Source organism: Stenotrophomonas sp. Steno-C17, assembly GCF_056393165.1.
The window spans coordinates 306,694-330,624 of record NZ_JBWJPD010000001.1 but is presented as its reverse complement, the minus strand read 5'-3'; the positions used below and the strand labels follow the sequence as shown (position 1 = coordinate 330,624).

The window sequence follows — 23,931 nt, the reverse complement described above, 5'->3', positions numbered from 1 at the left end:
CTGTTGGCTGTTGGCTGTTCGTAGAGTCGAGCTTGCTCGACTGCTTTGCGCGAAAAGCAGTCGAGCAAGCTCGACTCTACAAGGGCCAAAGCGAAGTCGAGCACCATCACCGGTACGCGACGAGGACCAAAGCGTAGTCGAGCACCCTCGACGGTACGCGACGAGGGCAACAGCGCAGTCGAGCACCATCGACGGTACGCGTCGAGGGCCAAAGCGCAGCCGAGCACGGTCGACGATACGCGACGCGGCCAAAAGCGAAGTCGAGCACCATCATCGGTACACGACGAGGGCCAAAGCGCAGTCGTGCGCGGGAGCCACGCAACGGGGTCAGATCCCGTCCCCCGTAGAGGGGGATCCGGCCCCAGGGGTGTCAGCCGTAGCCGCCGTGCACGGGGTTGTGGCTGCGCACGGCCATCACCAGGCCGAAGCCGGCCAGCAGCGATACGGCGGAGGTGCCGCCGTAGCTGATCAGCGGCATCGGGACGCCCACCACCGGCAGCAGGCCGGAAATCATGCCGCCGTTCACCAGCACGTAGACGAAGAAGGCCAGGCCCGTAGCGCCGGCCAGCAGGCGCGAATAGGAATCGCGCGACTGGCTGGCGATCCACAGGCAGCGCCCGATCACTACCAAATACAGCGCCAGCACCGTGGCCACGCCGATCCAGCCGAATTCTTCGCTCAACACCGAGAACGCGAAGTCGGTGGTCTGTTCGGGAATGAAGTTCAGGTGCGACTGCGAGCCCTCGCCCCAGCCCTTGCCGTCGAAGCCGCCCGAACCGATCGCGATCTTCGACTGGATGATGTTCCAGCCGGCACCCAGGGCGTCCATTTCCGGGTCCAGGAACATCATGATGCGGTCCTTCTGGTACGGCCGCAGCAGCCAGAACCAGGCCACCGGGGCCACCGCGGCCACGCCGCCCACGCCCAGCCCCACCCACCACCACGGCAGGCCGGCCAGCAGCAGCACGAACACGCCACTGGCCGCGATCAGCACGCCGGTGCCGAAGTCGGGCTGCAGCATCACCAGGCCGGTAGGCACGCCGATGATCACCAGCGCCATCAACACCGTGTTGAAACGCGGCGGCAACGGCATCTTGTGCAGGTACCAGGCCACCATCATCGGCAGGCTGACCTTCAGCAGTTCGGCCGGCTGCAGGTAGAAGAATTTCAGGTCCAGCCACTGCCGCCCGTACTTGCCGGTGCCCAGCACGAACACCGCCAGCAGCGGAATCATCGAGATCGCATAGATCATCGGTGTGGCCGAGCGGATGCGCAGGATGGGCACGCGCGAAATGGCCCACAGCGCGGCCAGGCCGACAATGAAGCGGGCACCCTGCGCCATCACCAGGGTGTCGCCGCCGGCACTTTTCAGGGTGGCCAGGCCAATTGCCATCAACGCACCCAGGGCCAGGCACAGCACCCAGTCCAGGGTGCTGAAGAAGCGGCGCAGCATGTCGCCGGCCCAGCGCAGGAACACTCTCATCGCGAAGCCTCGGCGGCAGGGGGGCGCGGCGCGCTGGGGGCGGCCGCCGCCGGTGCAGGCGGTACCGGCGCGGGCGCGGGCTCGGGCGCAGGCACGCCCACCAGCACCGGCAGTTCGGCCAGCAGCGCGGCGGCGGCATCGCCGGCCGGGCGCGCGTTCACGTCTTCATTGTCGAAAGCGGTGGTGCCGATGGCGGTGGTGCCACGCTCGCTGTCCAGCGGCTGCATGCCTTCGGGCATCTTGCCCAGCAGCCAGGCATCGAAGATCTTGCGCGCGATCGGCGCCGCGGCCGAACCACCGTAGCCGCCGCCTTCCACGGCAATGGCCAGCGCGATCACCGGCTGTTCGGCCGGCGCGAAGCCCACGAACAGCGCGCGGTGGCGCAGGTGCATGGGCAGGCTCTTGGGGTTCACCGCCGCGGTGCCCTTGCGGCTGATCACCTGCGCGGTGCCGGTCTTGCCGGCCATGGTGTACGGCGCACCGGCGGCCACCCGCGCGCCGCTGCCGCCGGGCTGCATGGTGGCCATCATGCCTTCACGCACGGCCTGCACGTTGTTCGGATTGGGGCTGACCGGCTTGCTCGGCCCGGCTTCGGTGGACACCCAGTCGTTGTCAAACCCGGCGCGCTGCTGCATGACCAGGTGCGGGGTGCGCAGTTGGCCATCGGCCAGCGCACTGACGCCGCGCGCCAGCTGCAGCGGGGTGACCTTCCAGTCGCCCTGGCCGATGCTGATGTTGACCGTATCGCCGGGGTACCAGCGTTCCTTGCGGCTCTTGGCCTTGTAGGCCGGCGACGGCAGGATGCCGCCGATTTCGCCGGTCAGGTCGATGCCGGTCGGCGCGCCGAAGCCGTAGTACTCCATGTAATGGTCGAAGCGCTCGATGCCCAGGTCCAGCGCCAGCTTGTAGTAATAGGTGTTCACCGACTGCGCGATCGACTTGCGCAGGTCGGTCCAGCCATGGCCGCCACGATGCGAATCGCCCCAGCCACGGCTGGTGCCGGGCAGGTAGAACATGCCGGTGGACAGCACCTTGTCTTCCGGCCGGCGCACGCCCGAATCCAGGCCGGCCAGGCCGATCAACGGCTTCAGGGTGGAACCGGGGGCCACGCCGCCCAGCACCAGGCGGTTGAACTGCGGCCGCGACGGGTTCTCGTTCAGCGCCTTGAAGTCGGCATGGGAAATGCCGTTGACGAACAGGTTCGGGTCGTACGACGGCAGGCTGACCATCGCCAGCACTTCACCGGTGCGCGGGTCCATCGCCACGGCCGAGCCTTCCTGATCGCCGAAGGCGGCGACCATGGCGCGCTGCAGGTCGGCATCGATGGACAGGCGCAGATCGGCACCGGACTGCGCGGCCACCCGGCCGATGGTGCGGATGGCCCGCCCCTGCACGTTGGTTTCCACCTGCTCGTAGCCGACCTTGCCGCGCAGCTCGTGCTCGTAATAGCGCTCCAGGCCGGACTTGCCGATGTGGGTCAGGGCCGCATTGCCCTCGCCCAGCATTTCCAGATCCTTGTCGTCCACCCGGCCGACGTAGCCGATGATGTGCGCGAACAGGTCGCCATAGGGGTAGCGGCGGGTCAGGTAGGGTTCCAGTTCCACGCCGGGGAAGCGCCAGCGGTCCACGGCGAACCGCGCCATTTCCTCGTCGGTCATGCGCAACTTCAGGGTGACCGGCAGGAACTTGCGGCGCGCCTTGCGCGACTTGTTGAACGCTTCCAGCTCTTCCGGGCTGATGCTGATGATCTTCGCCAACCCTTCCAGGGTGGCGTCCATGTCCTTCACCTTGTCCGGGGTCACGTCCAGGCGGAAGGCCGGCACGTTCTCGGCCAGCAGGCGGCCATTGCGGTCGTAGATCATGCCGCGCCCGGGCACCACCGGCCGCGGTTTGATGCGGTTGGCTTCCGAACGCGTGGCGTAGATGTCGTGGTCCAGCACCTGCAGCTTGAAGTACCAGCCGCCCAGGCCGAGCAGACAGACCAGCACGCCCAGGAAGCCCAGCGCCGCGCGGCGGCGGAACTGTTCGGCTTCAGCGTGCGGGTTCTTCACCTGCCGGCGCGGGATCATGGCTCAGCGCCCACGCTTGCCGAAGCGCACCGCATCCAGCAGCACGAACACCAGCGGCCACAGGCCCATGCCCAGCAGCGGTGCCCACCAGTAGGACCACGGCAGGGTCGGCTCGTCCACCACGATGTGCACCAGCGCACTGACGATGCGGTCGTTGAACAGCAGGCCGCCGATGGCCAGCATCTGCTGCGACATCGGGAAGAAACGGATGCGGGCGCGGAAGCGCTGCAGGATGAAGGCCAGCATGACCAGGCGCAGGGCCTGTTCGCCCAGCACCCCGCCGTACAGCAGGTCGGCCACCACGCCGCTGGCGAAGGCGATGCCCAGGCCCACGCGTTCAGGGGCTTCGATCACCCAGTAGGCCAGCACCAGCGCCAGCCAATAGGGACGCAGCGGCTGCAGCAGCGCCGGCAACGGCAGCAGGCCCAGCAGCAGTGCCACCACCAGGCTGGCCGGCAGCACCCACGGGTTGTCGCGCAGGCGGCTCATCGTGCGGGTTCCTGCGTGGTGGGCGCGGTGGGCGTTGCTGCAGGCGGAGCGGATGCTGGCGCCGACGTTGGCGCCACCGTAGAGCCGGCTGGGGGAGAGCCCCCTTCTTGTTGAAGGGGGCGCGCCGACGGCGCGGGGTTAAGGTGGGATGCCCCCCCGGCAGCCTGGTTTGCCGAAGGCAAACTTGGCTGTGGCGGTTCGCTGGCCGCAGGCAAGCGAATCGCCGCACCCGGGCGCAGGAGCAGCACGTCGCGACCGCGATCCAGCTGCGCCGCCGGCTTCAGTTCGCCCACCAGGAAGGCGTGGGTATCGTCCGGGCGCAGGCCGGTGATGGTGCCGACCGGGAAGCCGGCCGGGAAACGCCCGCCCAGGCCGGAGGTGACGATCTCATCGCCCACTTCCACGCCCGCGCTGAGCGGAATGTCACGCAGTTCCAGTGTATCGCCGCGGCCATAGACGATCAGCCGCACGCCGTTGCGGGCCACGGTGACCGGCACGGCATGGTCGGGGTCGGTCAGCAGCAGCACGGTGGAGGTGCCACCGGTGGTGCTGATCACCTGCCCCATCAGGCCACCGGCGTCGATCACCGCCTGGCCCACGTGCACGCCTTCGCGGCTGCCGGCATCAAGCACCAGGCGCTGCTTCACCGGGTCCAGGTCGATATCCAGGATCGGCGCCAGCTGCACGTCCAGCCCGCTGCGCTCGGCCACGTTCAGCAGTTCGCGCAGCTGGGCGTTGTCCAGTGCGGCGGTCTGCAGGCGGGTCAGGCGCGCATTGGCCAGCAGCAGCTGGTTGCGCAGTTCGCGGTTCTCGGCCACCAGCTGGCCATGGCTGGCCGCGCTGTCCTTCACCTGGCTGCCCAGCTTGCCGGGCAGGCCGGCCAGCGACCACACCGGCTGCACCAGGCTGTTGGCCTGTTCGCGCAGGCGCGCCAGCCAACCGGCCTGGTCATCCAGCACGATCAGGGTGATGGCCAGCGCCAGGTAGGCCAGCAGCCGCAGCGGGCTGGCGGCATCACCGGAACGGGAAGCGACGGGGGGTCCGGCGTAGGGCGGCACGTCAACGATTCAACTGGCAGGAGGCGGAAGGGAAACATGCGGGCGCCCCGCCGGTGCGGGCCGACCCATGCGGGCAGGCCGCACCCCGGAGGGGCGCTGCGGGCGGGAGCAGCCGGGACGGCTTATTCCGGCGCAAAGAACTCGTTGCCGTGCATGTCCACCAGTTCCAGCGCACGACCGCCACCGCGGGCCACGCAGGTCAGCGGATCGTCGGCCACCTGCACGTGCAGGCCGGTTTCCTCGGAAATCAGGCGGTCCAGGTCGCGCAGCAGCGCGCCGCCACCGGTCAGCACGATGCCGCGCTCGGCCACGTCGGCGCACAGTTCCGGCGGGGTCTGTTCCAGCGCCAGCTTGACCGCGCTGACGATGCCCGACAGCGGCTCGTGCAGGGCTTCCAGCACCTCGTTGGAGCTGATCTTGATCATCTTCGGCACGCCCTCGGCCAGGTTGCGACCGGAGATTTCCATCTCGATCACTTCCGCCTGCGGGTAGGCGCAGCCCAGTTCCACCTTGATGCGTTCAGCGGTGGCTTCACCGATCAGCATGCCGTGGTTGCGGCGCACGTAGTTGGTGATCGACTCGTCGAAGCGGTCGCCGCCAATGCGCACCGAGGCCGAATAGACGATGCCGTTCAGCGAGATCACCGCCACTTCGGTGGTGCCGCCGCCGATATCGATGACCATCGAGCCGCGGGCTTCGGTGACCGGCATGCCGGCGCCGATCGCAGCGGCCATCGGCTCTTCGATCAGGAACACATCGCGGGCACCGGCTTCCTCGGCCGATTCCTTGATGGCGCGGCGCTCGACCTGGGTCGAACCGGCCGGCACGCAGACCAGCACGCGCGGGCTGGGGCGCAGCACGCGGGACTTGTGCACCTTCTTGATGAAGTGCTTGAGCATCGCCTCGGTGTAGGTGAAGTCGGCGATGACGCCGTCCTTCATCGGGCGGATGGTGGTGATGTGGCCCGGGGTACGGCCCAGCATCTGCTTGGCTTCGGCGCCTACGGCTGCCACCGAGCGGGTGCCACCGATGGCACGGTCCTGGCGCACGGCCACGACCGACGGCTCGTTCAGCACGATCCCCTGCCCGCGCACGTAGATGAGGGTGTTGGCCGTGCCCAGGTCGATGGACAGGTCGTTGGAGAACATGCCACGGAGTTTCTTGAACATCTGAGGAAGGAGTCCTGAGGGGTGTCGTGCCCGCCGCGGGATGGCGAAAAAATGGGCAGAAATCGAGGCCGACAAGCCTAGCAACCCGCCTGCCGCCGAGCAAGGAAAAAACTAGCTGAACCCGCGTCTTCACAGGCTTTCGGCCTGATCGGGCATCACCCGGTTCTGGCCCTGAGCGGCACCAGCGGGTAACCTTTGCGCCGTCGGGCGCCCATGGGCGCCGTTTGCTTGCCCGCCGAAGCGGGCCGGCCCACCCCAAAATTCACCGCATAGGCTTACATCGATGTCCGCTCTGATCTGTGGTTCTCTTGCCTTCGACACCATCATGGTGTTCCCGGACCAGTTCAAGAATCACATCCTGCCGGACAAGGTGCACATCCTGAACGTGTCCTTCCTGGTGCCGCGCATGCGCCGCGAGTTCGGCGGCTGCGCCGGCAACATCGCCTACAACCTGCACCTACTGGGCGGCGAGCCGATCCCGATGGGCACCGTGGGTTCGGATTTCGGCCCCTACCGCGAATACTTCGAAGGCCTGGGCATCGACCTGTCGCGCGTGCGCGTGATCGATGAGCTGTTCACCCCGCAGGCGTTCATCACCACCGACCACGACAACAACCAGATCACCGCCTTCCACCCGGGCGCGATGATGCGTTCCTACGAAAACCACGTGCGCGGCGTGCCGGGCGTGACCCTGGGCCTGGTCGGCCCGGACGGCCGCGAAGGCATGATCCAGAACGCGCAGGAATTCCACGAAGACGGCATCCCGTTCATCTTCGACCCGGGCCAGGCCATGCCGCTATTCAACGGCCCCGAGCTGCGCGCCTTCATCGAGCAGGCCGACTACGTGGTGGTGAACGACTACGAGTCGAACCTGCTGCAGGAACGCACCGGCTGGGACGAGAAGGAGATCGTGAGCCGGGTGAAGGCCTACATCACCACCCGCGGCCCGAAGGGCGCGGTGATCCACACCCCGGAAAAGAGCTACGACATTCCGCCGGCGCACGAGCGCCGCGTGGTCGACCCGACCGGCTGTGGCGACGCCTTCCGCGCCGGCCTGATCTACGGCATCCAGAAGGGCTACGACTGGCTGACCATCGGCCGCATGGGCAACCTGATGGGCGCGCTGAAGGTCGAGCACCCGGGCACCCAGAACCAGCGCTTCACCTTCGATGAGTTCAACGAGCAGTTCAAGCAGCAATTTGGCTACGCGCTGAACGCGTAACCGAACGGCAATGCCCTGGGTAGGTGTCGACCTTGGTCGACACGCGCTTGGTAGGTGTCGACCTTGGTCGACACACCGGGCATGGCCCGGCACGGCGGAATGATCACCCCTGCCAGGCCGCGTGCAACGCGCGGCAATCGGCAAAATGCCAGTCCGCGCGGCCCGGCCACGGGTTGTCCGGCAGGTTGACCAGCACGGTGCGCGCACCCGCGGCGCGGCCGCAGTCCAGATCGTAGGCGTGGTCGCCCACCATCACCGCCGCCCCGGCGCTGGCACCCCAGCGCCGCAGGTGCTGCTGCACGCCATCGGGCGAGGGCTTGGGCACCGCTTCATCGCGGCCGATGATGGCGCCATCTTCGAACAGATCCCCTACCCCGATCGAATCCAGCGTCAGCTTGGCCAGCGCATGGTCGTTGCGGGTCAGGATGCCGAGCGGGCAGCCGGCCGCGGCCAGCGCGCGCAGCAGCGCCACCGCCCCCGGTGCCGGCAGTGCGTCTGTGGCCAGCGCCCGCTCGTGGTCCAGCAGCCAGGCGTGCTTCTGCGCCGCCTCCGCCGCTGGCAGGCCGGCCAGGTGCGCCAGGATGTCCGCACTGGGTGGGATGCCCAGCGCGCGCTTGATACCGTCGAAATCATGCATGGCCACAGTCAGCGTGCCATCCATGTCGAATACCCAGTGGCGCACGGCCGACAGCGCCGGTGCCACCGTCGCGCGGGGCGTTACTTCCACCACGACGGCATGCGGCTGCTGTCCACGCCGCCGGTCTCGAACACCGCGGTACGGGTGCCGCCGGCCTTCACCGGGAACTCGATGCTGATCGACTGGCCCTTCTGCGCCAGCTTCCACAGCGCCTTCTGGTCGGTGATGAACATCGCGATGGCCTCGTCGGTCTTCGGCCGCCACGCGGCCATCGACACCGGCTTGCCGTCGTCCACGGTCACCTTCACCGTGCACTGCGGGCAGCGGAAATCGCCGGCCTGCAGCACCAGGTAGGCGTGCCGCTTCCATTCGGGATGGTCGCGGAACACCAGCTGCACCGGCTTGGCGCCGCTGCCATCCACGTCCACGCGTTCCTTGCTGTAGATCGACGCCGAACGCTGCACGCCCTTGCTGCCGACCGGAATCTCGTTGTACTGCCACAGCGCCTGCATGCGGCGCAGGTTGCGCGCGGCATCGGCCTTGGCCTTCACTTCATCGAAGCCGGCGGCAATGCGCTCGGCGGCGGCGGTGTCCTTGTACTGGTCCAGCAGCGAACCGCCATGCATGCGTGCGCGCTCCCAGTCCTGCGCCGCCACGGCGGTGTCGTATTGCTTGGCCACGTCCTCGGCCTTGGCTTCCTTCTGCGCCTGCGCAGCTGCGGCCGCCGCTTCCTGCGCCTTGCGCTCTTCTTCAGGGTTGCTGCAGGCGGCCAGGGCCAGGGTGCAGGCGGCGATCAGGAACAGACGTTTCATGCGGAGGTCCTTCGTGTGTGCGCAGATATGTAGAGTCGAGCTTGCTCGACTGCTGTTGAAAAGCCAGTCGAGCAAGCTCGACTCTACCGAAGCGTAGAGCAACAGCAGTCGAGCATGGCTCGACTCTACAAAAAAAGCGCCGGGGGGTGCCCGGCGCTTCTGCTTACTTGGCTTCGGCCTTGGCCAGCATGTCCTGCACCGAGGCGGTGGTGATCGGGTGGTAACCCGGCTTGGCCTTCTCGAAGGCCTGCTTGGCGAACGCCAGGCCCTCCGGCGTTTTCACCAGTTCGGCGTAGATCGGCATGATCAGCTTGCGACGGCCCACGCGTTCGATGAACGCACCGGCCGCTTCGTTGGCCTGGGTGTAGCCGCTGCGGATGGTCAGCGGGTACCAGCGCATGGCGATTTCGCCGTTCGGGGTGCCGGTGAAGTGGTAGGCCTTGTCCAGCGCGGCCAGCTTGTCCAGCGGCAGGGTGGTGCCCAGGCCGTCGATGAAGCGCACCCATTCCTGGGTACCCCATTCGGCGGTGACCTGGCTGCCCGGCAGGCTGCCGGCGCCGGAGAACGCGATGCGCGCGGCATCCACGCTGCTGAAGTTGCGCGACTGCGCCTTGGCCGCGAACGCCGGGATGCCCGGCTCGTCCAGCCATGCCTTCAGTTCGGCTTCGCTCACCGCCGTCGGATTCTTCGGCAGCAGGTTCTTCTTCAGGTACTCGACGAACTGGTCGGTGTTGGCGCTCTGGAAGGCGTGGTCATCGAACCAGCCGCGCAGGAACGGATCGAAGGTTTCGCGGCCGAAGCGCTGTTCCAGGAACTCCAGGAACCAGGAGCCCTTCACGTAGGCGACCTGGCTCAGGGCTTCGTCGGGGTCACGCTCGTTCAGCGGCGGCAGTGCCAGGGCCTGGTCGGCCGGGCTCATGTCCTTCACTTCGGCCAGCAGATCGGTCTGGTCGATCTGCTTTTCCATTTCGGCCATTTCCTTGCCGTACAGGGCTTCGGTGATGCGCCCCTGCACGTAGGTGGTGAAGCCTTCGTTCAACCAGATGTCCTTCCAGCTGGCATTGGTGACCAGGTTGCCCGACCAGCTGTGCGCCAGTTCGTGGGCCACCAGCGAAACCAGCGACTTGTCGCCGACGATCACGGTCGGGGTGGCGAAGGTCAGGCGCGGGTTTTCCATGCCGCCGAACGGGAACGACGGCGGCAGCACCAGCATGTCATAGCGGCCCCAGCGGTATTCGCCGTACAGCTTTTCGGCGGCACCGATCATCTTCTCGGTGTCTTCGAATTCCTTGGCAGCCTTGTTCACCATGGTCGGCTCGGCCCAGACACCGGAACGGCCGGAAATCGGTTCGAACACCAGGTCACCGGCGGCGATGGCCAGCAGGTAGGACGGAATCGGCTGCGGCATCTTGAAGGTGTAATCACCATCACGCGCGGCCTTGGGATCGTTGTCGGCGCTCATCAGCACCATCACGTCCGGGCGCGAGACCACGTGCGCGCTGTAGGTGAAGCGCACGCTGGGGGTGTCCTGCAGCGGCACCCAGGAACGGGCGTGGATGGCCTGCGACTGGCTGAACATGAAGGGCAGCTTCTTGCCCTCGGTCATCGACGGCTCCAGCCACTGCAGGCCCGAGGCGGTCGGGGCGGTGTGGTAGCTCACTTCCACCTTGGCCGGCTGCGCCGGGGCTTCGATGGTCAGCTTGCTGCCGAACACCTTGTCGACCGGGGCCAGTTCGAACTTCAGCGGGCTGCGCGCGCCGTCGGCGGCGATGGCCTCGACCTTGGAAACGCTCAGCTCACGGGTGTCCAGCACCAGCTGCTGGGCGTCCTTCTGCTTCCATTCCAGGGTGTAGGTGGCGGTGCCGCCGATCTGCTTCTGGTCGAAGTCCAGCTTCAGATCCAGCGCGATGTCCTTGATGACGACCTTGTCCGGCTCGGCATAGGAGCTTTCGTCGTGGCTGCGGTTTTCGGCGTTCACGGGGGCGGCGGGGGCCTTTTCGGCAGTCGGGGCGGCGGCGGGCGCGGCCGCCTCCTGGGAGCAGCCGGCGGCCAGAGCCACGGCCAGCGGAAGGAGCATCAGCGGATTACGCATGAATCGGGACCGTTACGGGGATCAAACCCCAATGGTACCTCCCTCCGGCCCCGCAGGCGTTGCGCGATGCGGGGTAAGGCCGGCCGGGGGGCCCGCCCTGCGGCGTTGGTGGGTGCCAACCTTGGTTGGCACGGATCCGTCCACGCGTACGACAGGCCCCACGTCGTTGGTAGGTGCCAACCTTGGTTGGCACGGTGTGTCAGCGCCCGGGGCGGGCCCCGTGCCGACCAAGGTCGGCACCTACCAGGGCGTGGCTTACAGCTTGTAGCCGGAATGGATCGAAACGATGCCGCCGGTCAGGTTCTTGTAGTGGCAGCGCTCGAAGCCGGCCTGCCCCATCATCGCCTTCAGCTCTTCCTGCGGCGGATGCTTGCGGATGCTCTCGGCCAGGTATTGGTAGCTGTCCGAATCGTTGGCGAACAGCTTGCCCAGCTTCGGCAGGATCCTGAACGAGTGGAAGTCGTAGATCGGCTTGAACCAGTCGGCGGTGACTTCAGAGAACTCCAGCACGCGGGCCTGGCCGCCCACCTTCAGCACGCGGTACATCTCACGCAGGCCGGCATCCTTGTCGGTCACGTTGCGCAGACCGAAGGCGATGGTGACCAGATCGAAGCTGTTGTCCGGGAACGGCAGGGCTTCGGCGTTGCACTGCACGTAGTCCAGGCCCAGCACCAGGCCGCGGTTGGTCAGGCGGTCGCGGCCGACCGACAGCATGCCCGCGTTGATGTCGCCCAGCACCACCGAGCCCTCGGCGCCCACGCGCTCCTTCAGCAGGGCGGCGATGTCGCCGGTGCCACCGGCCAGGTCGAGCACGCGGTCGCCCGGCTTCACCTGCGCGGTGGCGACGTAGTAGCGCTTCCAGGCCCGGTGCACGCCCAGGCTCATCAGGTCGTTCATCAGGTCGTAGTTGCGCGCGACCGAAGTGAACACCTGCCCGACCAGCTCCTGCTTGTCCTTGGCGTCGACGTCGCGGAACCCGAAGTGGGTGGTACCGGATTTGTAGGGGGATTCGCTCATGCCCCTGATTATCGCACCGCTGGGGCCGCTGCGGGGCAACAGCGCCGTATCATGGCCGGCCATGACCCACCGGAGCCCCGCATGATCACCACGCCCGACTACCAGGCCCTGCTGCAGACCGCCATTGCCGAAGCCCGCCAGGGCCTGGCCGAAGGCGGCGTGCCGATCGGCGCGGCGCTGTACCACAACGATGGCCGCCTGCTGGGCTGCGGCCACAACCGCCGCGTGCAGGAAGGTGACCCGTCGGTGCACGGCGAAACCGATGCCTTCCGCAAGGCCGGCCGCCAGCGCCGTTACCAGGACACCATCATGGTGACCACCCTGGCCCCGTGCTGGTACTGCTCCGGGCTGGTGCGCCAGTTCAACATCGGCACCGTGGTGGTGGGCGAATCGCGTACCTTCCAGGGCGGCATCGACTGGCTGCGCGAGAACGGCGTGAACGTGATCGACCTGGACAGCCAGGAATGCGTGGACCTGCTGGGCGGTTTCATTGCGCAGCATCCGGAGATCTGGAACGAAGACATCGGCGAGTAAGCCGCCGCGCCGTGAAGGCGCCACGCGCTTTATGAATTCTTCAGCGCCGGCCCAGCCTTGTGCCGGTTGCGTCTGCAGCGGCGAGTGCGCACTGGCGCACAGTCAGCCACGTCAGTTGCATACACGCCACTAACATCGCGTGCACGCAAGGGGCCTACGGTGGAACGCACCGGGGCCTGTTGCTCCGGCGGAGCCAGCCGATGAGCGCGCACGCCACACCTTCCCTGCCCGACCACCCGGCCCTTGCCGGCATCCGCGAACGTCTGCGCCAGCAGTTCGTGCTGCATCGCCGTGGCGCTCCGTTCTGGGCCGCCTACCAGGGCCTGCAGCTGGAAGTCATGCGCGAGCACCCGCGCGACCAGCTGCAACTGTGCAATGCCATGGCCGACATGGCCGAAGCGCTGGGTGCCGTGGAGCATGCGCAACTGTTGGACACGCACACCGGATGCACGCCGCACTGACACTGCATGCACCGCCAACCCACGACACTCGGCATCAGCCCCCACTCCCTTTCACCTTCTGCCCATTGGATCGTCATGCACGCTGAAGTCCCCACCATTCCCCCGGTCATCAATGTCGACGCCGAGCTGGACCATTGGCGCCGCCAGCATGCCGATGGCGCGCTTGCCCACAACTCGTTCGGTTCGTATGTGCCGTGGGTCAAGTTCGCCTGCGATTCGCTGATCACCCAGCCGCGTGCCAGCGATGCGCAGCGCGATGAGATGTTCCAGACCCAGTACGCCCTGCAGATCATGCCGCGCCTGACCGAGGCGCAGGCCCGTGAGTTCGTCGAACGCTGCTGGCAGCACGTCTACCAGAGCAGCCCGGTGCGCAGCCAGCAGGCGCCGCGCCTGCGCGCCTGAGGCGCGCCGCTGCACGGCCCGTGCACGGGCCAGTGCCGATCATCCGCGTCATTCCCCTGGAACGACCCCGATGAGCGCACGCAACCTGTTCAACACCCTGGCCAAGAAGGCCTCCGCCGCGGCGGGCTCGCCGTGGACCTTCCTGGCAGCGATCAGCATCGTGGTGCTGTGGGGCATCAGCGGCCCGGTGTTCGGTTTCAACGACACCTGGCAGCTGGTCATCAACACCGGCACCACCATCATCACGTTCCTGATGGTGTTCCTGATCCAGCACACGCAGAACTCGGATACCGCGGCGATGCAGATCAAGCTGGACGAGCTGATCCGTGCCACCGCCGATGCCAACAACGAGTTGCTGGATCTGGAGGAGATGGACGAGGAACGGCTGGAGGAGATCCGCGCCGAATACGAGCGCATGGCCCGCGAGGCGGGTGACGCGCTGGCGCGGGTACGCGCGTGCCGCGTTCCGCCGCGCGATGACGAAGCCGTGTAACGCCCGCGCCTGCGATCCTGCTCTGGTAGATGCCAACCTTGGTTGGCATGCTTTTCAACGCGCGCGCCCGCGTTGTGCCAACCAAGGTTGGCACCTACCAGAGCCAAGGCAACCCCGCGCAGCCCCTGCGTTGTGCCAACCAAGGTTGGCACCTACCAAGGCGCTGGGCCGTGCCGGGGGCGCGGCTCAGCTGCGCTCGCGCCAGCCGCCGCCCAGCACCTTGTACAGGGTGATGCGGTTGGCCTGCTGTGCCAGCTGCGCCTGCAGCTGGGTCTGCTGTGCGCTGTAGGCGGTACGGCGCGCATCCAGCAGGGTCACGAAGCTGTCCAAGCCGGCGTCGTAGCGCGCCTGCGACAGGCGGTTGGCCAACTCAGCCGCTTCCACCAGGCGCTGCTGCGAGGCGACCTGCTCGTCCAGGCTGACGTTCAGCGCCAGCGCATCGGCGGTTTCGCGGAAGCCGGTCTGGATCGACTTCTCATACTCGGCCAAAGCGATATCGCGCTCGGCATTGGCCACGGCCAGGTTCGCGCGCAGCTTGCCGCCCTGGAAGATCGGCAGGGTGATGGTCGGCAGGAAGCTCCACACCCGGGTGCCACTGTCGAACAGCCCGGACAGCTCACCGGAACTGCTGCCAACGCTGCCGGTCAGCTGGATGCTGGGGAAGAACGCGGCGCGCGCAGCACCGATGTTGGCATTGGCGGCCAGCAGCTGGTGTTCGGCGGCCATGATGTCCGGGCGCTGCAGCAACACGTCGCTGGGCAGCCCCGCCGGCGGCGGCGCCAGGGCCAGCACCTGCGGTGCGATGCTGTCCGGCAGCAGCGCCGGATCGATCTGCCCACCGGCCAGCAGCGCCAGGGCATTGCGGTCCTGCGCCAGCTGACCCCGCAGGCGCGCGGCGTCGGTGCGTGCGGTTTCCACCAGCGTGCGGGTCTGGCTCAGCTCCAGGCCCGAACTGCCACCACGCTCGTGGCGCGCTTCGGCCAGGCGCAGCGAATCCTCGTAGGTCTTCAGGGTGGCTTCGGCAATCTTCAGCTGCTGCTGGTCGGCACCGTAGGTCAGCCATGCGGTGGCGGTCTCGGCCACCAGGCTCAGCTGCGCGTTGCGGCGGTTGGCCGCCACGGCGAAGTACTGCTGCAGCGCCGCTTCGCTCAGGTTGCGCACACGGCCGAACAGGTCCAGCTCGAACTCGGCCACGCCCAGGTTGGCGCTGAACTGTTCGCTGACCGGCACATCACCGCCGCTGCGCTGCATCTGCCCCTGCGCGGCCAGCGCAGGCACGCGGTCGGCGCGCTGCACGCGGTACTGGCCGCGCGCCTTTTCCACGTTCAGTACGGCCACGCGCAGGTCGCGGTTGTTGGCCAGCGCCTGGTCGATCACCTCCTGCAGACGCGCATCGGTGAAGAAGTCGCGCCAGCCGACGGCGGCCGCATCGGCCACTTCACCTTCGGTGGCTTCCGCCGGCCACTGCGCGGGAATGCCCGGAGCGACGGCGGTGTTCTTCGGCACCAGGGTGGAACAGCCGCCCAGCACAAGGGCCACGGCGGCAGAAAGAACAAGGGTATGGAATTTCATGGCGACACCTTGGGGTCACGATGGCGGCGCCGGACAGGGCCCGGCGCCGCCGGCAGGGTTACGCCGCGGTCTTGCGCTTGAACACGCGCTGCACGACCACGAAGAACAACGGAATGAAGAACACGCCCAGCACGGTGCCGACCAGCATGCCGCCCAGCACGCCGGTGCCGATGGCACGCTGCGCACCGGAACCGGCGCCGGAGGCGATGGCCAGCGGCAGCACGCCCAGGCCGAACGCCAGCGAGGTCATGATGATCGGGCGCAGACGGTCACGCACGGCGTGCATCGTCGCTTCGATCAGGCCAACGCCCTTCTCCAGGTTTTCCTTGGCGAACTCCACGATCAGGATCGCGTTCTTGCTGGTCAGGCCCACCGTGGTCAGCATCGCCACCTGGAAGTAGATGTCGCGCTCCATGCCACGGAAGGTGTTGGCCAGCACGGCACCCAGGATGCCCAGCGGCGCCACCAGCAGCACCGAAGTCGGCACGCTCCAGCTTTCATACAGCGCGGCCAGGCACAGGAACACGATCATCAGCGACAGCGTGTACAGCAGCGGGGTCTGCGAACCGGCCTGGCGTTCCTGGTAGGACAGCGCCGTCCATTCGATCTCGAAGCCCGGCGGCAAATCCTTGGCGATGCGCTCGATCTCGGCCATGGCATCACCCGAGGCAACACCGGAGGCCGGCTCACCCTGGATTTCCATCGCCGACACGCCGTTGTAGCGTTCCAGGCGCGGCGAACCGTAATCCCAGCGCTTGGTGGCGAAGGCACTGAACGGCACCATCTCGCCCTGCCCGTTCTTCACCGACCATACGTTGAAGTCGTCCGGGTTCATGCGGAACGGTGCATCGGCCATCACGTACACACGCTTGACCCGGCCACGATCGATGAAGTCATCGATGTAGCTGCTGCCCCAGGCCGCGGCCAGGGTGTTGTTGATCGAGCTGATCGACAGACCCAGCGCGTTGGCCTTTTCCACGTCCACGTCGATGCGCAGCTGCGGCGTATCTTCCTGGCCGTTGGGGCGCACGTTGGCCAGCAGCTTGCTCTGCCCCGCCGCACCCAGCAGCTGGTTGCGCGCGGCCAGCAGGGCGTCATGGCCCTTGCCGCTGGTGTCCTTCAGGAAGAACGTATAACCCGAACCGATGCCCAGCTCCGGCATGGCCGGCGGCGGGAAGGCGAAGATGAAGGCATCCTTGATCTGGCCCAGCGCACCCATCGCACGCCCGGTGATCGCGCCCACGCTCTGGTCGGCATCACGCTCGCTCCAGTCCTTCAGCTTGACGAACGCCATGCCCGCGTTCTGGCCCATGCCGGCGAAGCTGAAGCCCTGCACCGCGAAGATCGACTCGACCGCGTCGGCCTCGTTCTTCAGGAAGTGGTCTTCCAGCTTGGCCATCGCTTCCAGGGTGCGTTCCTGGGTGGCGCCGACCGGGGTCTGCACCAGCGCCATCATGATGCCCTGGTCTTCATTGGGCAGGAACGAGCTGGGCAGACGCGCGAACAGCACGCCCGTCACCACGGCCAGCGCCAGGAAGATGCCCATGAAACGCCACGGGCGATGGATGATGCCCTTCACGCCGCGCTGGTAGGTTTCGCTGGAACGGTCGAAGCCGCGGTTGAAGCCGTTGAAGAACTTCCCGGCCAGGCCGCGGTGGGCCACGTGGTGCTCGCCCTTCTTCAGCGGCTTGAGCATGGTGGCGCACAGCGCCGGGGTCAGCACGATCGCCACCAGCACCGACAGCGCCATGGCCGAAACAATGGTGGCCGAGAACTGCCGATAGATGATGCCGGTGGAGCCGCTCATGAAGGCCATCGGCACGAACACCGCCGACAGCACCAGGCCGATGCCCACCAGCGCGCCGGTGATCTGGCTCATCGACTTGCGGGTGGCCTCCAGCGGCGACAGACCCTCTTCGGACATGATGCGTTCGACGTTCTCCACCACCACGATGGCATCGTCCACCAGCAGGCCGATGGCCAGCACCATGGCGAACATGGTCAGCATGTTCACCGAGAAGCCCAGCGCAGCCAGCACGCCGAAGGTACCCAGCAGCACCACCGGCACCGCGATGGTGGGGATGAGGGTGGCGCGGAAGTTCTGCAGGAACAGGTACATCACCACGAACACCAGCACGATCGCTTCGATCAGGGTCTTGATGACGCCCTTGATCGATACCTTCACGAACGGGGTGGTGTCGTACGGGATGACCGTTTCCAGACCGGCCGGGAAGCTGGCCTTCATGTCTTCCAGTGCCGCGCGCACGCCTTCGGCGGTATCCAGCGCGTTGGCGCCGGTGGCCAGGGTGATGGCGATACCGGTGGACGGCTTGCCGTTGTAGCGGGTGACGAAGTCGTAGCTTTCCGCGCCCAGTTCCACGCGGGCAACGTCGCCCAGGCGCAGTTCGCTGCCATCGGTGCCACCGCGCACCAGGATGTTGCGGAACTGTTCCGGGGTCTGCAGGCGGTCCTGCGCGTTGATGGTGGCGTTGAGCTGCTGGCCCTTCACCGACGGTGCGCCGCCCAGCTGGCCGATGGCCACCTGTGCGTTCTGTGCGGTGATCGCCGCGGTCACTTCATCGACCGACAGCTTGTAGGTGTGCAGCTTGTTCGGGTCCAGCCAGATGCGCATGGCGTACTTGCCACCGAACACCTGGATGTTGCCCACGCCCGGCACGCGGCTGAGCGTGTCGACGATGTTGGAGCCCACGTAGTCGGCGATGTCGTTGGCATCCATGCTGCCGTCGTTGGACACAAAGCCCAGCACCTGCAGGAAGCCGCTGCTGGACTTGGCCACGTTGATGCCCTGCCGCTGTACTTCCTGCGGCAGCAGCGGCATGGCCAACTGCAGCTTGTTCTGCACCTGCACCTGGGCGATGTCCGGGTTGGTGCCGGCTTCGAAGGTGAGGGTGATGGTGGCCTGGCCGTTGGCCGAGCTGTTGGACGAGAAGTAGATCAGGCCATCCAGGCCCTTCATGTTCTGCTCGATGATCTGCGTGACCGAGTCCTCGACCACCTTGGCCGATGCACCCGGGTAGGTGGCGCTGATCTCGACGGCCGGCGGGGCCACTTCGGGATACATCGACACCGGCAGCTTCAGCACGGCCAGCGCACCGGCCAGCATGATGATGATCGCGATCACCCACGCAAAGATGGGTCGATCAATAAAGAAACGTGCCATGGAATTCTCCGCTTACTTCGCTTCGCCGGCCGGCTGCGCGGCAGGCTGCGGGGCGGCGTCCGGCTTGGCCGGAGCAGCGCCCTTCTCGGTGGCCTGCACGGGCATGCCGGGGCCGATCTTCTGCAGGCCTTCAACGATGACCTTGTCACCCGGCTGCAGGCCGTCCTCGACCAGCCACTTGTCGGCGATCGCGCGGCTGACCTTCACCGGACGCACTTCCACCTTGTTGTCCTTGCCCACCACCATGGCGCTGGTTTCGCCCTTGGCGTCGCGGGCGATGCCCTGCATCGGCACCAGCACCGCATCGGCGCGCACGCCGCCGCCGATCACCGCGCGCACGTACATGCCCGGCATCAGCAGGCCGTCGGGGTTGTCCACCTTCACCCGCAGCGCGTAGCTGCCGGTGGTCGGGTCCACGCTCACTTCGGAGAACTCCAGCGCACCCTTGTGCGGGAACTCGCTGCCGTCTTCCAGCAGGATGGTGACCGGCAGGGTCTGGTTGTCCTGCAGGCGGCCGGCGGCCAGTTCACGGCGCAGCTGCAGCAGCTCGGCCGAGGACTGGGTCAGATCGACGTAGATCGGGCTGAGCTGCTGCACGGTGGCCAGCGCATCGGCCTGGCCGGCGCTGACCAGCGCACCCTGGGTGACGCTGGACTTGCCGATGCGGCCGCTGATGGGCGCGGTGATGCGGGCATAGCCGAGGGTGACGTTGGCCGCATCCAGCGAGGCCTTGGCGGCGCCGACATCGGCCTCGGCCTGCTTCTGCGCGGCCACGGCGTTTTCCAGATCCTGCTGGCTGACCGCATCGACCTTGGCCAGCTCGGTGATGCGCTTGGCGCTCAGCCGCGCGGCATTGGCGGTGGCTTCGGCGCGGGCCAGCTGCGCGCGGGCGCTGTTGGCCTGGGCGCGGTAGCTGGCGTCTTCAATCTGATACAGCGCCTGCCCTTCCTTCACCAGGCCGCCTTCGGCGAACAGGCGCTTGGCCACGATGCCGCTGACCTGCGGGCGCACTTCGGCCACCAGGAAGGCATTGGTGCGGCCGGGCAGCTCGCGGGTCAGGCCCACGCTTTCCGACTTCAGGGTGACCACGGTCACCTGGCCGGGGCCTTGCTGGGGCTGTTCGGGTTGGCCACCGCAGGCGGCCACGGTCGCGGCGATGGCCAGCGACAGCAGGAAAGGACGGATTCGGGTCAGGTGCATGGGGCTGGGGGCTCGCGACAAGGGGGAATTCTCAGGGCGCCCTGATACGACTGCCGGGCGCCAGGAGGCGGGCTGGGTGGTCGCGAAGGGAGCCCTCCCCGGGCATGGGCTGACGCACATACACGGCGGGGAGCGTGGATACGAAATATACATACATGCTTGTTTGTTTGTAAAGCGGTACAATTCAGCCAGGTTTCACCGGCACTCGTACCCACTCACCTGACCCATGGCGCGCAAGACCAAAGAGGACACCCAGGCCACCCGCGAAGGCATCCTTGATGCGGCCGAGGCCTGCTTCCATGAACACGGGGTGGCCCGGACCACGCTGGAGATGATCGGCGCGCGCGCCGGCTATACCCGCGGCGCGGTGTACTGGCACTTCAAGAACAAGACCGAGGTGCTGGCCGCGATCATCCAGCGGGTGCACCTGCCCTTCATGCAGGAACTGGAGCGCACCTCCAGCGACGAACGGCAGACGCCGATCCTCGACCTGCGTGCGGTGATGATCTACTCGTTCATCGAGCTTTCGGAGGACGAACGCCTGCGCAAGACCATGGAAATCATGCTGCGCAGCGATGCCTCGTCGGAAAGCCGGGCGCTGGCCGAACTGCAGCAGTCCGGTTTCCGCGATGCGCTGGACCGGATGGAACGTGCACTGCGCCGGGCGCAGGACCTGGGCCAGCTGCGCGACGGGGCCGACCCCAGGATTGCCGCGCGCATGCTGCACGCCACCGTGCTGGGCGTACTGCATGGGGCGATGGTGGAACCGGAACTGATGGACCTCAAGCGCGACGGCATGCTGGCGCTGGACATGACCCTGGCCGCCTACGTGAAGGACGGCGTGTTCGTGCCGGGATCGATTCCCGAGCCGTTGCCGTAGGGTCGGATCCCTCTCCGCAGGAGAGGGCTCTGACCCTGCGCAGATATCCGGGGGTCAGAGCCCTCGCGATGCGAGGGATCCGACCCCATGAAAAAGGCCGCCTTTCGGCGGCCTCATGCATTACGGGCCGGGGGGCAGAGCCCTCGCTGGCGCGAGGGATCCGACCCCGCCTGGCATTACAGGATGTAGCGGCTCAGGTCCGGGTCCTGCACCAGTTCACCCAGGTGGGCATCGACATAGGCACTGTCGATGGCCAGGGTTTCACCATCACGGTCCGGCGCTTCGTAGCTGAGCGAATCCAGCAGACGTTCCAGCACGGTATGCAGGCGCCGCGCACCGATGTTCTCCTGGCGCTCGTTCACTTGGAAAGCGATCTCGGCCAGGCGGTCGATGGCATCGGCGGTGAAGCTGACCTTGACGCCCTCGGTAGCCAGCAGCGCTTCGTACTGCTTGGTCAGCGCGGCCTTGGGCTCGGTCAGGATGCGCACGAAATCGTTTTTGCTGAGCGCGCCCAGTTCCACGCGGATCGGGAAACGACCCTGCAGTTCCGGAATCAGATCGCTGGGCTTGGCCAGGTGGAACGCACCGGAGGCAATGAACAGGATGTGGTCGGTCTTGATCGTGCCGTACTTGGTGGACACGTTGGAACCTTCCACCAGCGGCAGCAGGTCGCGCTGCACGCCTTCGCGCGACACATCGCCGCCAGATGAGCCTGCATCTCCGCGCTTGGCCACCTTGTCGATCTCGTCGATGAAGACGATGCCGTGCTGTTCGCAGGCTTCGATGGCGGCTGTGCGGATGTCATCCTCGTTGACCAGCTTGCCGGCTTCTTCTTCCACCAGCAGCGGGCGTGCGGCCTTGATGGTCAGCGTGCGCTTGTGCGCCTTGGCGCCACCGCCCAGGTTGGCGAACATCGACTTCAGCTGCTGGCCCATTTCTTCCATGCCCGGCGGGGTCATGATGTCCATGCTGACATTGGCGGCCAGGTCGAGCTCGATCTCGCGTTCGTCCAGCTCGCCGCTGCGCAGCATCTTGCGGAACTTGATGCGGGTTTCGTTGTCCTGCGCCGACGACTCGTTGCGCGCCGCTTCCGGATCGAAACCGATGCCGCCGCTGCGACGCGGCAGCAGCGCATCCAGGATGCGGTCTTCGGCGCGTTCTTCGGCCTGCGTGCGCACGCGCACCTTGGCCTGCTCGCGATACAGCTTGACTGCGGTATCGGCCAGGTCACGGATGATCTGCTCGACGTCCTTGCCGACGTAGCCCACTTCGGTGAAGCGCGTCGCTTCGACCTTCACGAACGGCGCGTTGGCCAGGGTAGCCAGGCGGCGTGCGATCTCGGTCTTGCCCACGCCGGTAGGGCCGATCATCAGGATGTTCTTCGGCATCACTTCGTTGCGCAGCTCAGGCACCAGCTGCATGCGGCGCCAGCGGTTGCGCAGGGCGATGGCCACCGCGCGCTTGGCGTCGTGCTGGCCCACGATATGCCGGTCCAGTTCCTGCACGATCTCGCGCGGGGTCATGGTGGCAGAGGAAACTTCGATCTTCGACATGGATGTGCTCACGAATGCGTTGTCGGTAGCGCCGGGCCACGCCCGGCGGATCGGGGAGCCTTACAGCTCCTCGACCACCACGTTGCGGTTGGTGTAGATGCAGATGTCGCCGGCAATGCCGATGGCTTCGCTGGCAATCGTGCGTGCATCCAGTTCGGTGTGCGCCATCAGCGCGCGTGCGGCCGACAGGGCATAGGAACCGCCGGAACCGATGGCGATGATGCCGTCCTCCGGCTCGATCACATCGCCGGTGCCGCTGATGATCAACGAGGTTTCCTTGTCGGCCACGGCCAGCAGGGCTTCCAGCTTGCCCAGGCGACGCTCGGTGCGCCAATCCTTGGCCAGCTCGACGGCGGCGCGCTGCAGCTGGCCATGCTTTTCCAGCTTGGCTTCGAACAGTTCGAACAGGGTGAACGCATCGGCGGCGGCGCCGGCGAAACCGGCCAGCACCTGGCCGTCGCGGCCGAGCCGGCGGACCTTGCGTGCATTGCCCTTCATCACCGTGTGGCCCAGCGTGACCTGGCCATCACCGGCAATGGCCACGTGCTCGCCGCGGCGGACGCAGACGATGGTGGTGGCGTGGAAAACGTTGGGATTCTGACTGGGGTCCATGCGGCCTCCGATAGCTGTTCACCGGACATGGGGACAGCGACGGGGGCGATCAAGCCTGCGTGGATGGCTGCCGTTCAGCGGCGGCGCTGCGCTCGCCGGGCATGGCCCGGCGCTACCCGGTCGGTTTGCGCTTGGCGCGCGGGTGGGACGCGTCGTAGACCTTGGCCAGGTGCTGGAAATCCAGATGGGTGTAGATCTGGGTGGTGGCGATGTCGGCATGGCCCAGCAGTTCCTGCACGCCACGCAGATCGCCCGACGATTCCAGGATATGGCTGGCGAAGCTATGCCGCAGCATGTGCGGGTGCACGTGCTTGAACAGACCCTGCCGCTGCGCCAGCTGGCGGATGCGCACCTGCACCGCGCGCTGGCTGATCGGCCCGTTGCGGCCGGGAAACACCGGCAGGGCCGGCAGTCCGCCACTTTCACTGCGCCAGGCCAGCAACGCCTCGCGCGCCGGCCGCCCGAACGGCACCCGGCGCTGGCGGTTGCCCTTGCCCATCACGTTCACCAGGCCGCTGGCGAAATCCAGGTCGCGCCAGGTCAGCGCACACACTTCGCTCAGGCGCAGCCCGGACGAATAGAACAGTTCCAGCAGCGCGCGGTCGCGGCGGCCCAGCTCGCCTTCCGGCTCCAGCTCGACCAGCTGTACCGCTTCATCGGCATCCAGTACCTGCGGCAGGCGCCGCGGCGCGCGCGGTGCCTTCAGGGTGGCCGCCGGGCTGGCCTCGATGCGGCCATGGCGCAGCAGCCAGGCATAGAAACTGCGGCAGGCCGACAGGCGGCGCTGCAGGCTCTTGGCCGACAGGCCGCGACGGTGTTCGTCGGCCACGAACTGGCGCACCGCATCCACGTCCAGCGCCTCCACCGCCACACCGCGCGGTTCGGCCCAGACCGACAGCGCATCCAGGTCGCGACGGTAGGCGTCGAGCGTGTGCGCCGACATCCGCCGCTCCACCTGCAGGTGCTGCAGGAACTGCTGTACCGCGCTCATTGAG

General features: G+C 67.0%; 21 protein-coding genes. 6 read left to right on the top strand and 15 right to left on the bottom strand.

What is annotated here, in order from left to right:
• Positions 1-370: 370 nt before the first annotated feature.
• The 5 genes from rodA to AC06FA_RS01460 all read right to left on the bottom strand — a co-directional run bounded on the left by rodA (position 371) and on the right by AC06FA_RS01460 (position 6,268).
• The gene (rodA, locus tag AC06FA_RS01480) at positions 371-1,483 is read right to left on the bottom strand and encodes a rod shape-determining protein RodA (protein WP_108754183.1); all 1,113 of its coding nucleotides are present in this window, start codon (positions 1,481-1,483) and stop codon (positions 371-373) included.
• On the bottom strand, positions 1,480-3,552 hold the full coding sequence (gene mrdA, locus AC06FA_RS01475; RefSeq protein WP_478066803.1) for a penicillin-binding protein 2: 2,073 nt from the start codon (positions 3,550-3,552) through the stop codon (positions 1,480-1,482). Before mrdA ends, rodA begins: the two co-directional genes overlap by 4 nt.
• 3 nt (positions 3,553-3,555) lie before the next feature.
• Positions 3,556-4,041, bottom strand: a complete 486-nt coding sequence (gene mreD, locus AC06FA_RS01470) for a rod shape-determining protein MreD (RefSeq protein WP_005419400.1) — start codon at positions 4,039-4,041, stop codon at positions 3,556-3,558.
• Positions 4,038-5,099, bottom strand: coding sequence for a rod shape-determining protein MreC (mreC, locus tag AC06FA_RS01465; RefSeq protein WP_478066802.1), 1,062 nt, complete (start codon positions 5,097-5,099; stop codon positions 4,038-4,040). The genes mreD and mreC overlap by 4 nt, the downstream gene beginning before the upstream one ends.
• Positions 5,100-5,221: 122 nt before the next feature.
• Positions 5,222-6,268 carry a rod shape-determining protein gene (locus AC06FA_RS01460; RefSeq protein ID WP_005419402.1) on the bottom strand — a complete coding sequence of 349 codons (1,047 nt, stop codon included), beginning with the start codon at positions 6,266-6,268 and terminating at the stop codon, positions 5,222-5,224.
• A 283-nt stretch (positions 6,269-6,551) separates the two neighbouring features.
• Between AC06FA_RS01460 and AC06FA_RS01455 the strand changes: the two genes are divergently transcribed.
• Positions 6,552-7,490 (top strand): carbohydrate kinase family protein, encoded by a 939-nt coding sequence (locus AC06FA_RS01455; protein WP_108750497.1) that lies wholly within the window; start codon positions 6,552-6,554, stop codon positions 7,488-7,490.
• Between the two features lie 103 nt (positions 7,491-7,593).
• Here AC06FA_RS01455 and AC06FA_RS01450 read toward each other — a convergent pair whose 3' ends face one another.
• The 4 genes from AC06FA_RS01450 to ubiE all read right to left on the bottom strand — a co-directional run bounded on the left by AC06FA_RS01450 (position 7,594) and on the right by ubiE (position 12,048).
• Positions 7,594-8,217, bottom strand: a complete 624-nt coding sequence (locus AC06FA_RS01450; RefSeq protein ID WP_478066801.1) for an HAD family hydrolase — start codon at positions 8,215-8,217, stop codon at positions 7,594-7,596.
• On the bottom strand, positions 8,208-8,939 hold the full coding sequence (locus tag AC06FA_RS01445; protein ID WP_478066800.1) for a hypothetical protein: 732 nt from the start codon (positions 8,937-8,939) through the stop codon (positions 8,208-8,210). Before AC06FA_RS01445 ends, AC06FA_RS01450 begins: the two co-directional genes overlap by 10 nt.
• 163 nt (positions 8,940-9,102) lie before the next feature.
• On the bottom strand, positions 9,103-11,031 hold the full coding sequence (locus tag AC06FA_RS01440) for a M1 family metallopeptidase (protein ID WP_108750495.1): 1,929 nt from the start codon (positions 11,029-11,031) through the stop codon (positions 9,103-9,105).
• Between the two features lie 255 nt (positions 11,032-11,286).
• On the bottom strand, positions 11,287-12,048 hold the full coding sequence (ubiE, locus tag AC06FA_RS01435; protein ID WP_478066799.1) for a bifunctional demethylmenaquinone methyltransferase/2-methoxy-6-polyprenyl-1,4-benzoquinol methylase UbiE: 762 nt from the start codon (positions 12,046-12,048) through the stop codon (positions 11,287-11,289).
• Between the two features lie 81 nt (positions 12,049-12,129).
• Between ubiE and AC06FA_RS01430 the strand changes: the two genes are divergently transcribed.
• The 4 genes from AC06FA_RS01430 to AC06FA_RS01415 all read left to right on the top strand — a co-directional run bounded on the left by AC06FA_RS01430 (position 12,130) and on the right by AC06FA_RS01415 (position 13,938).
• On the top strand, positions 12,130-12,582 hold the full coding sequence (locus AC06FA_RS01430; RefSeq protein WP_005411083.1) for a nucleoside deaminase: 453 nt from the start codon (positions 12,130-12,132) through the stop codon (positions 12,580-12,582).
• 200 nt (positions 12,583-12,782) lie between these two features.
• Entirely contained in the window at positions 12,783-13,043 is a 261-nt protein-coding gene (locus AC06FA_RS01425; RefSeq protein ID WP_478066798.1) for a hypothetical protein, read from the top strand.
• Positions 13,044-13,118: 75 nt separating this feature from the next.
• Positions 13,119-13,445 (top strand): hypothetical protein, encoded by a 327-nt coding sequence (locus tag AC06FA_RS01420; protein WP_108750491.1) that lies wholly within the window; start codon positions 13,119-13,121, stop codon positions 13,443-13,445.
• A 70-nt stretch (positions 13,446-13,515) separates the two neighbouring features.
• Positions 13,516-13,938 carry a low affinity iron permease family protein gene (locus AC06FA_RS01415; RefSeq protein ID WP_199934037.1) on the top strand — a complete coding sequence of 141 codons (423 nt, stop codon included), beginning with the start codon at positions 13,516-13,518 and terminating at the stop codon, positions 13,936-13,938.
• 186 nt (positions 13,939-14,124) lie between these two features.
• Here AC06FA_RS01415 and smeF read toward each other — a convergent pair whose 3' ends face one another.
• The 3 genes from smeF to smeD are packed head-to-tail and all read right to left on the bottom strand — an operon-like array spanning position 14,125 to position 19,891.
• Positions 14,125-15,510: a multidrug efflux RND transporter outer membrane subunit SmeF gene (smeF, locus tag AC06FA_RS01410; protein WP_478066797.1), complete on the bottom strand. Its 1,386-nt coding sequence runs from the start codon at positions 15,508-15,510 to the stop codon at positions 14,125-14,127.
• A gap of 58 nt (positions 15,511-15,568) precedes the next feature.
• Complete coding sequence (gene smeE, locus AC06FA_RS01405) at positions 15,569-18,691, bottom strand: multidrug efflux RND transporter permease subunit SmeE (protein WP_478066796.1); 3,123 nt, start codon at positions 18,689-18,691, stop codon at positions 15,569-15,571.
• A 12-nt stretch (positions 18,692-18,703) separates the two neighbouring features.
• Positions 18,704-19,891 carry a multidrug efflux RND transporter periplasmic adaptor subunit SmeD gene (smeD, locus tag AC06FA_RS01400; protein WP_478066795.1) on the bottom strand — a complete coding sequence of 396 codons (1,188 nt, stop codon included), beginning with the start codon at positions 19,889-19,891 and terminating at the stop codon, positions 18,704-18,706.
• A gap of 226 nt (positions 19,892-20,117) precedes the next feature.
• On the opposite strand from smeD, the gene AC06FA_RS01395 reads away from it, so the two are divergent.
• Positions 20,118-20,771, top strand: coding sequence for a TetR family transcriptional regulator (locus tag AC06FA_RS01395; RefSeq protein ID WP_478066794.1), 654 nt, complete (start codon positions 20,118-20,120; stop codon positions 20,769-20,771).
• Between the two features lie 176 nt (positions 20,772-20,947).
• Here AC06FA_RS01395 and hslU read toward each other — a convergent pair whose 3' ends face one another.
• The 3 genes from hslU to xerC form a co-directional block, all read right to left on the bottom strand.
• Positions 20,948-22,324 (bottom strand): ATP-dependent protease ATPase subunit HslU, encoded by a 1,377-nt coding sequence (hslU, locus tag AC06FA_RS01390; RefSeq protein ID WP_478066793.1) that lies wholly within the window; start codon positions 22,322-22,324, stop codon positions 20,948-20,950.
• A gap of 60 nt (positions 22,325-22,384) precedes the next feature.
• Positions 22,385-22,936 carry an ATP-dependent protease subunit HslV gene (gene hslV, locus AC06FA_RS01385; protein ID WP_005411093.1) on the bottom strand — a complete coding sequence of 184 codons (552 nt, stop codon included), beginning with the start codon at positions 22,934-22,936 and terminating at the stop codon, positions 22,385-22,387.
• 112 nt (positions 22,937-23,048) lie between these two features.
• Entirely contained in the window at positions 23,049-23,927 is an 879-nt protein-coding gene (gene xerC, locus AC06FA_RS01380) for a tyrosine recombinase XerC (RefSeq protein ID WP_108754194.1), read from the bottom strand.
• Between the last annotated feature and the right edge of the window lie 4 nt (positions 23,928-23,931).

Coding starts and splice junctions, on each gene's coding strand:
- rodA (WP_108754183.1), bottom strand. CDS start 1,483: ATGAGAGTGTTCCTGCGCTGGGCCGGCGACATGCTGCGCCGCTTCTTC.
- mrdA (WP_478066803.1), bottom strand. CDS start 3,552: ATGATCCCGCGCCGGCAGGTGAAGAACCCGCACGCTGAAGCCGAACAG.
- mreD (WP_005419400.1), bottom strand. CDS start 4,041: ATGAGCCGCCTGCGCGACAACCCGTGGGTGCTGCCGGCCAGCCTGGTG.
- AC06FA_RS01460 (WP_005419402.1), bottom strand. CDS start 6,268: ATGTTCAAGAAACTCCGTGGCATGTTCTCCAACGACCTGTCCATCGAC.
- AC06FA_RS01455 (WP_108750497.1), top strand. CDS start 6,552: ATGTCCGCTCTGATCTGTGGTTCTCTTGCCTTCGACACCATCATGGTG.
- AC06FA_RS01445 (WP_478066800.1), bottom strand. CDS start 8,939: ATGAAACGTCTGTTCCTGATCGCCGCCTGCACCCTGGCCCTGGCCGCC.
- AC06FA_RS01440 (WP_108750495.1), bottom strand. CDS start 11,031: ATGCGTAATCCGCTGATGCTCCTTCCGCTGGCCGTGGCTCTGGCCGCC.
- ubiE (WP_478066799.1), bottom strand. CDS start 12,048: ATGAGCGAATCCCCCTACAAATCCGGTACCACCCACTTCGGGTTCCGC.
- AC06FA_RS01430 (WP_005411083.1), top strand. CDS start 12,130: ATGATCACCACGCCCGACTACCAGGCCCTGCTGCAGACCGCCATTGCC.
- AC06FA_RS01425 (WP_478066798.1), top strand. CDS start 12,783: ATGAGCGCGCACGCCACACCTTCCCTGCCCGACCACCCGGCCCTTGCC.
- AC06FA_RS01420 (WP_108750491.1), top strand. CDS start 13,119: ATGCACGCTGAAGTCCCCACCATTCCCCCGGTCATCAATGTCGACGCC.
- AC06FA_RS01415 (WP_199934037.1), top strand. CDS start 13,516: ATGAGCGCACGCAACCTGTTCAACACCCTGGCCAAGAAGGCCTCCGCC.
- smeF (WP_478066797.1), bottom strand. CDS start 15,510: ATGAAATTCCATACCCTTGTTCTTTCTGCCGCCGTGGCCCTTGTGCTG.
- smeE (WP_478066796.1), bottom strand. CDS start 18,691: ATGGCACGTTTCTTTATTGATCGACCCATCTTTGCGTGGGTGATCGCG.
- smeD (WP_478066795.1), bottom strand. CDS start 19,891: ATGCACCTGACCCGAATCCGTCCTTTCCTGCTGTCGCTGGCCATCGCC.
- AC06FA_RS01395 (WP_478066794.1), top strand. CDS start 20,118: ATGGCGCGCAAGACCAAAGAGGACACCCAGGCCACCCGCGAAGGCATC.
- hslU (WP_478066793.1), bottom strand. CDS start 22,324: ATGTCGAAGATCGAAGTTTCCTCTGCCACCATGACCCCGCGCGAGATC.
- hslV (WP_005411093.1), bottom strand. CDS start 22,936: ATGGACCCCAGTCAGAATCCCAACGTTTTCCACGCCACCACCATCGTC.
- xerC (WP_108754194.1), bottom strand. CDS start 23,927: ATGAGCGCGGTACAGCAGTTCCTGCAGCACCTGCAGGTGGAGCGGCGG.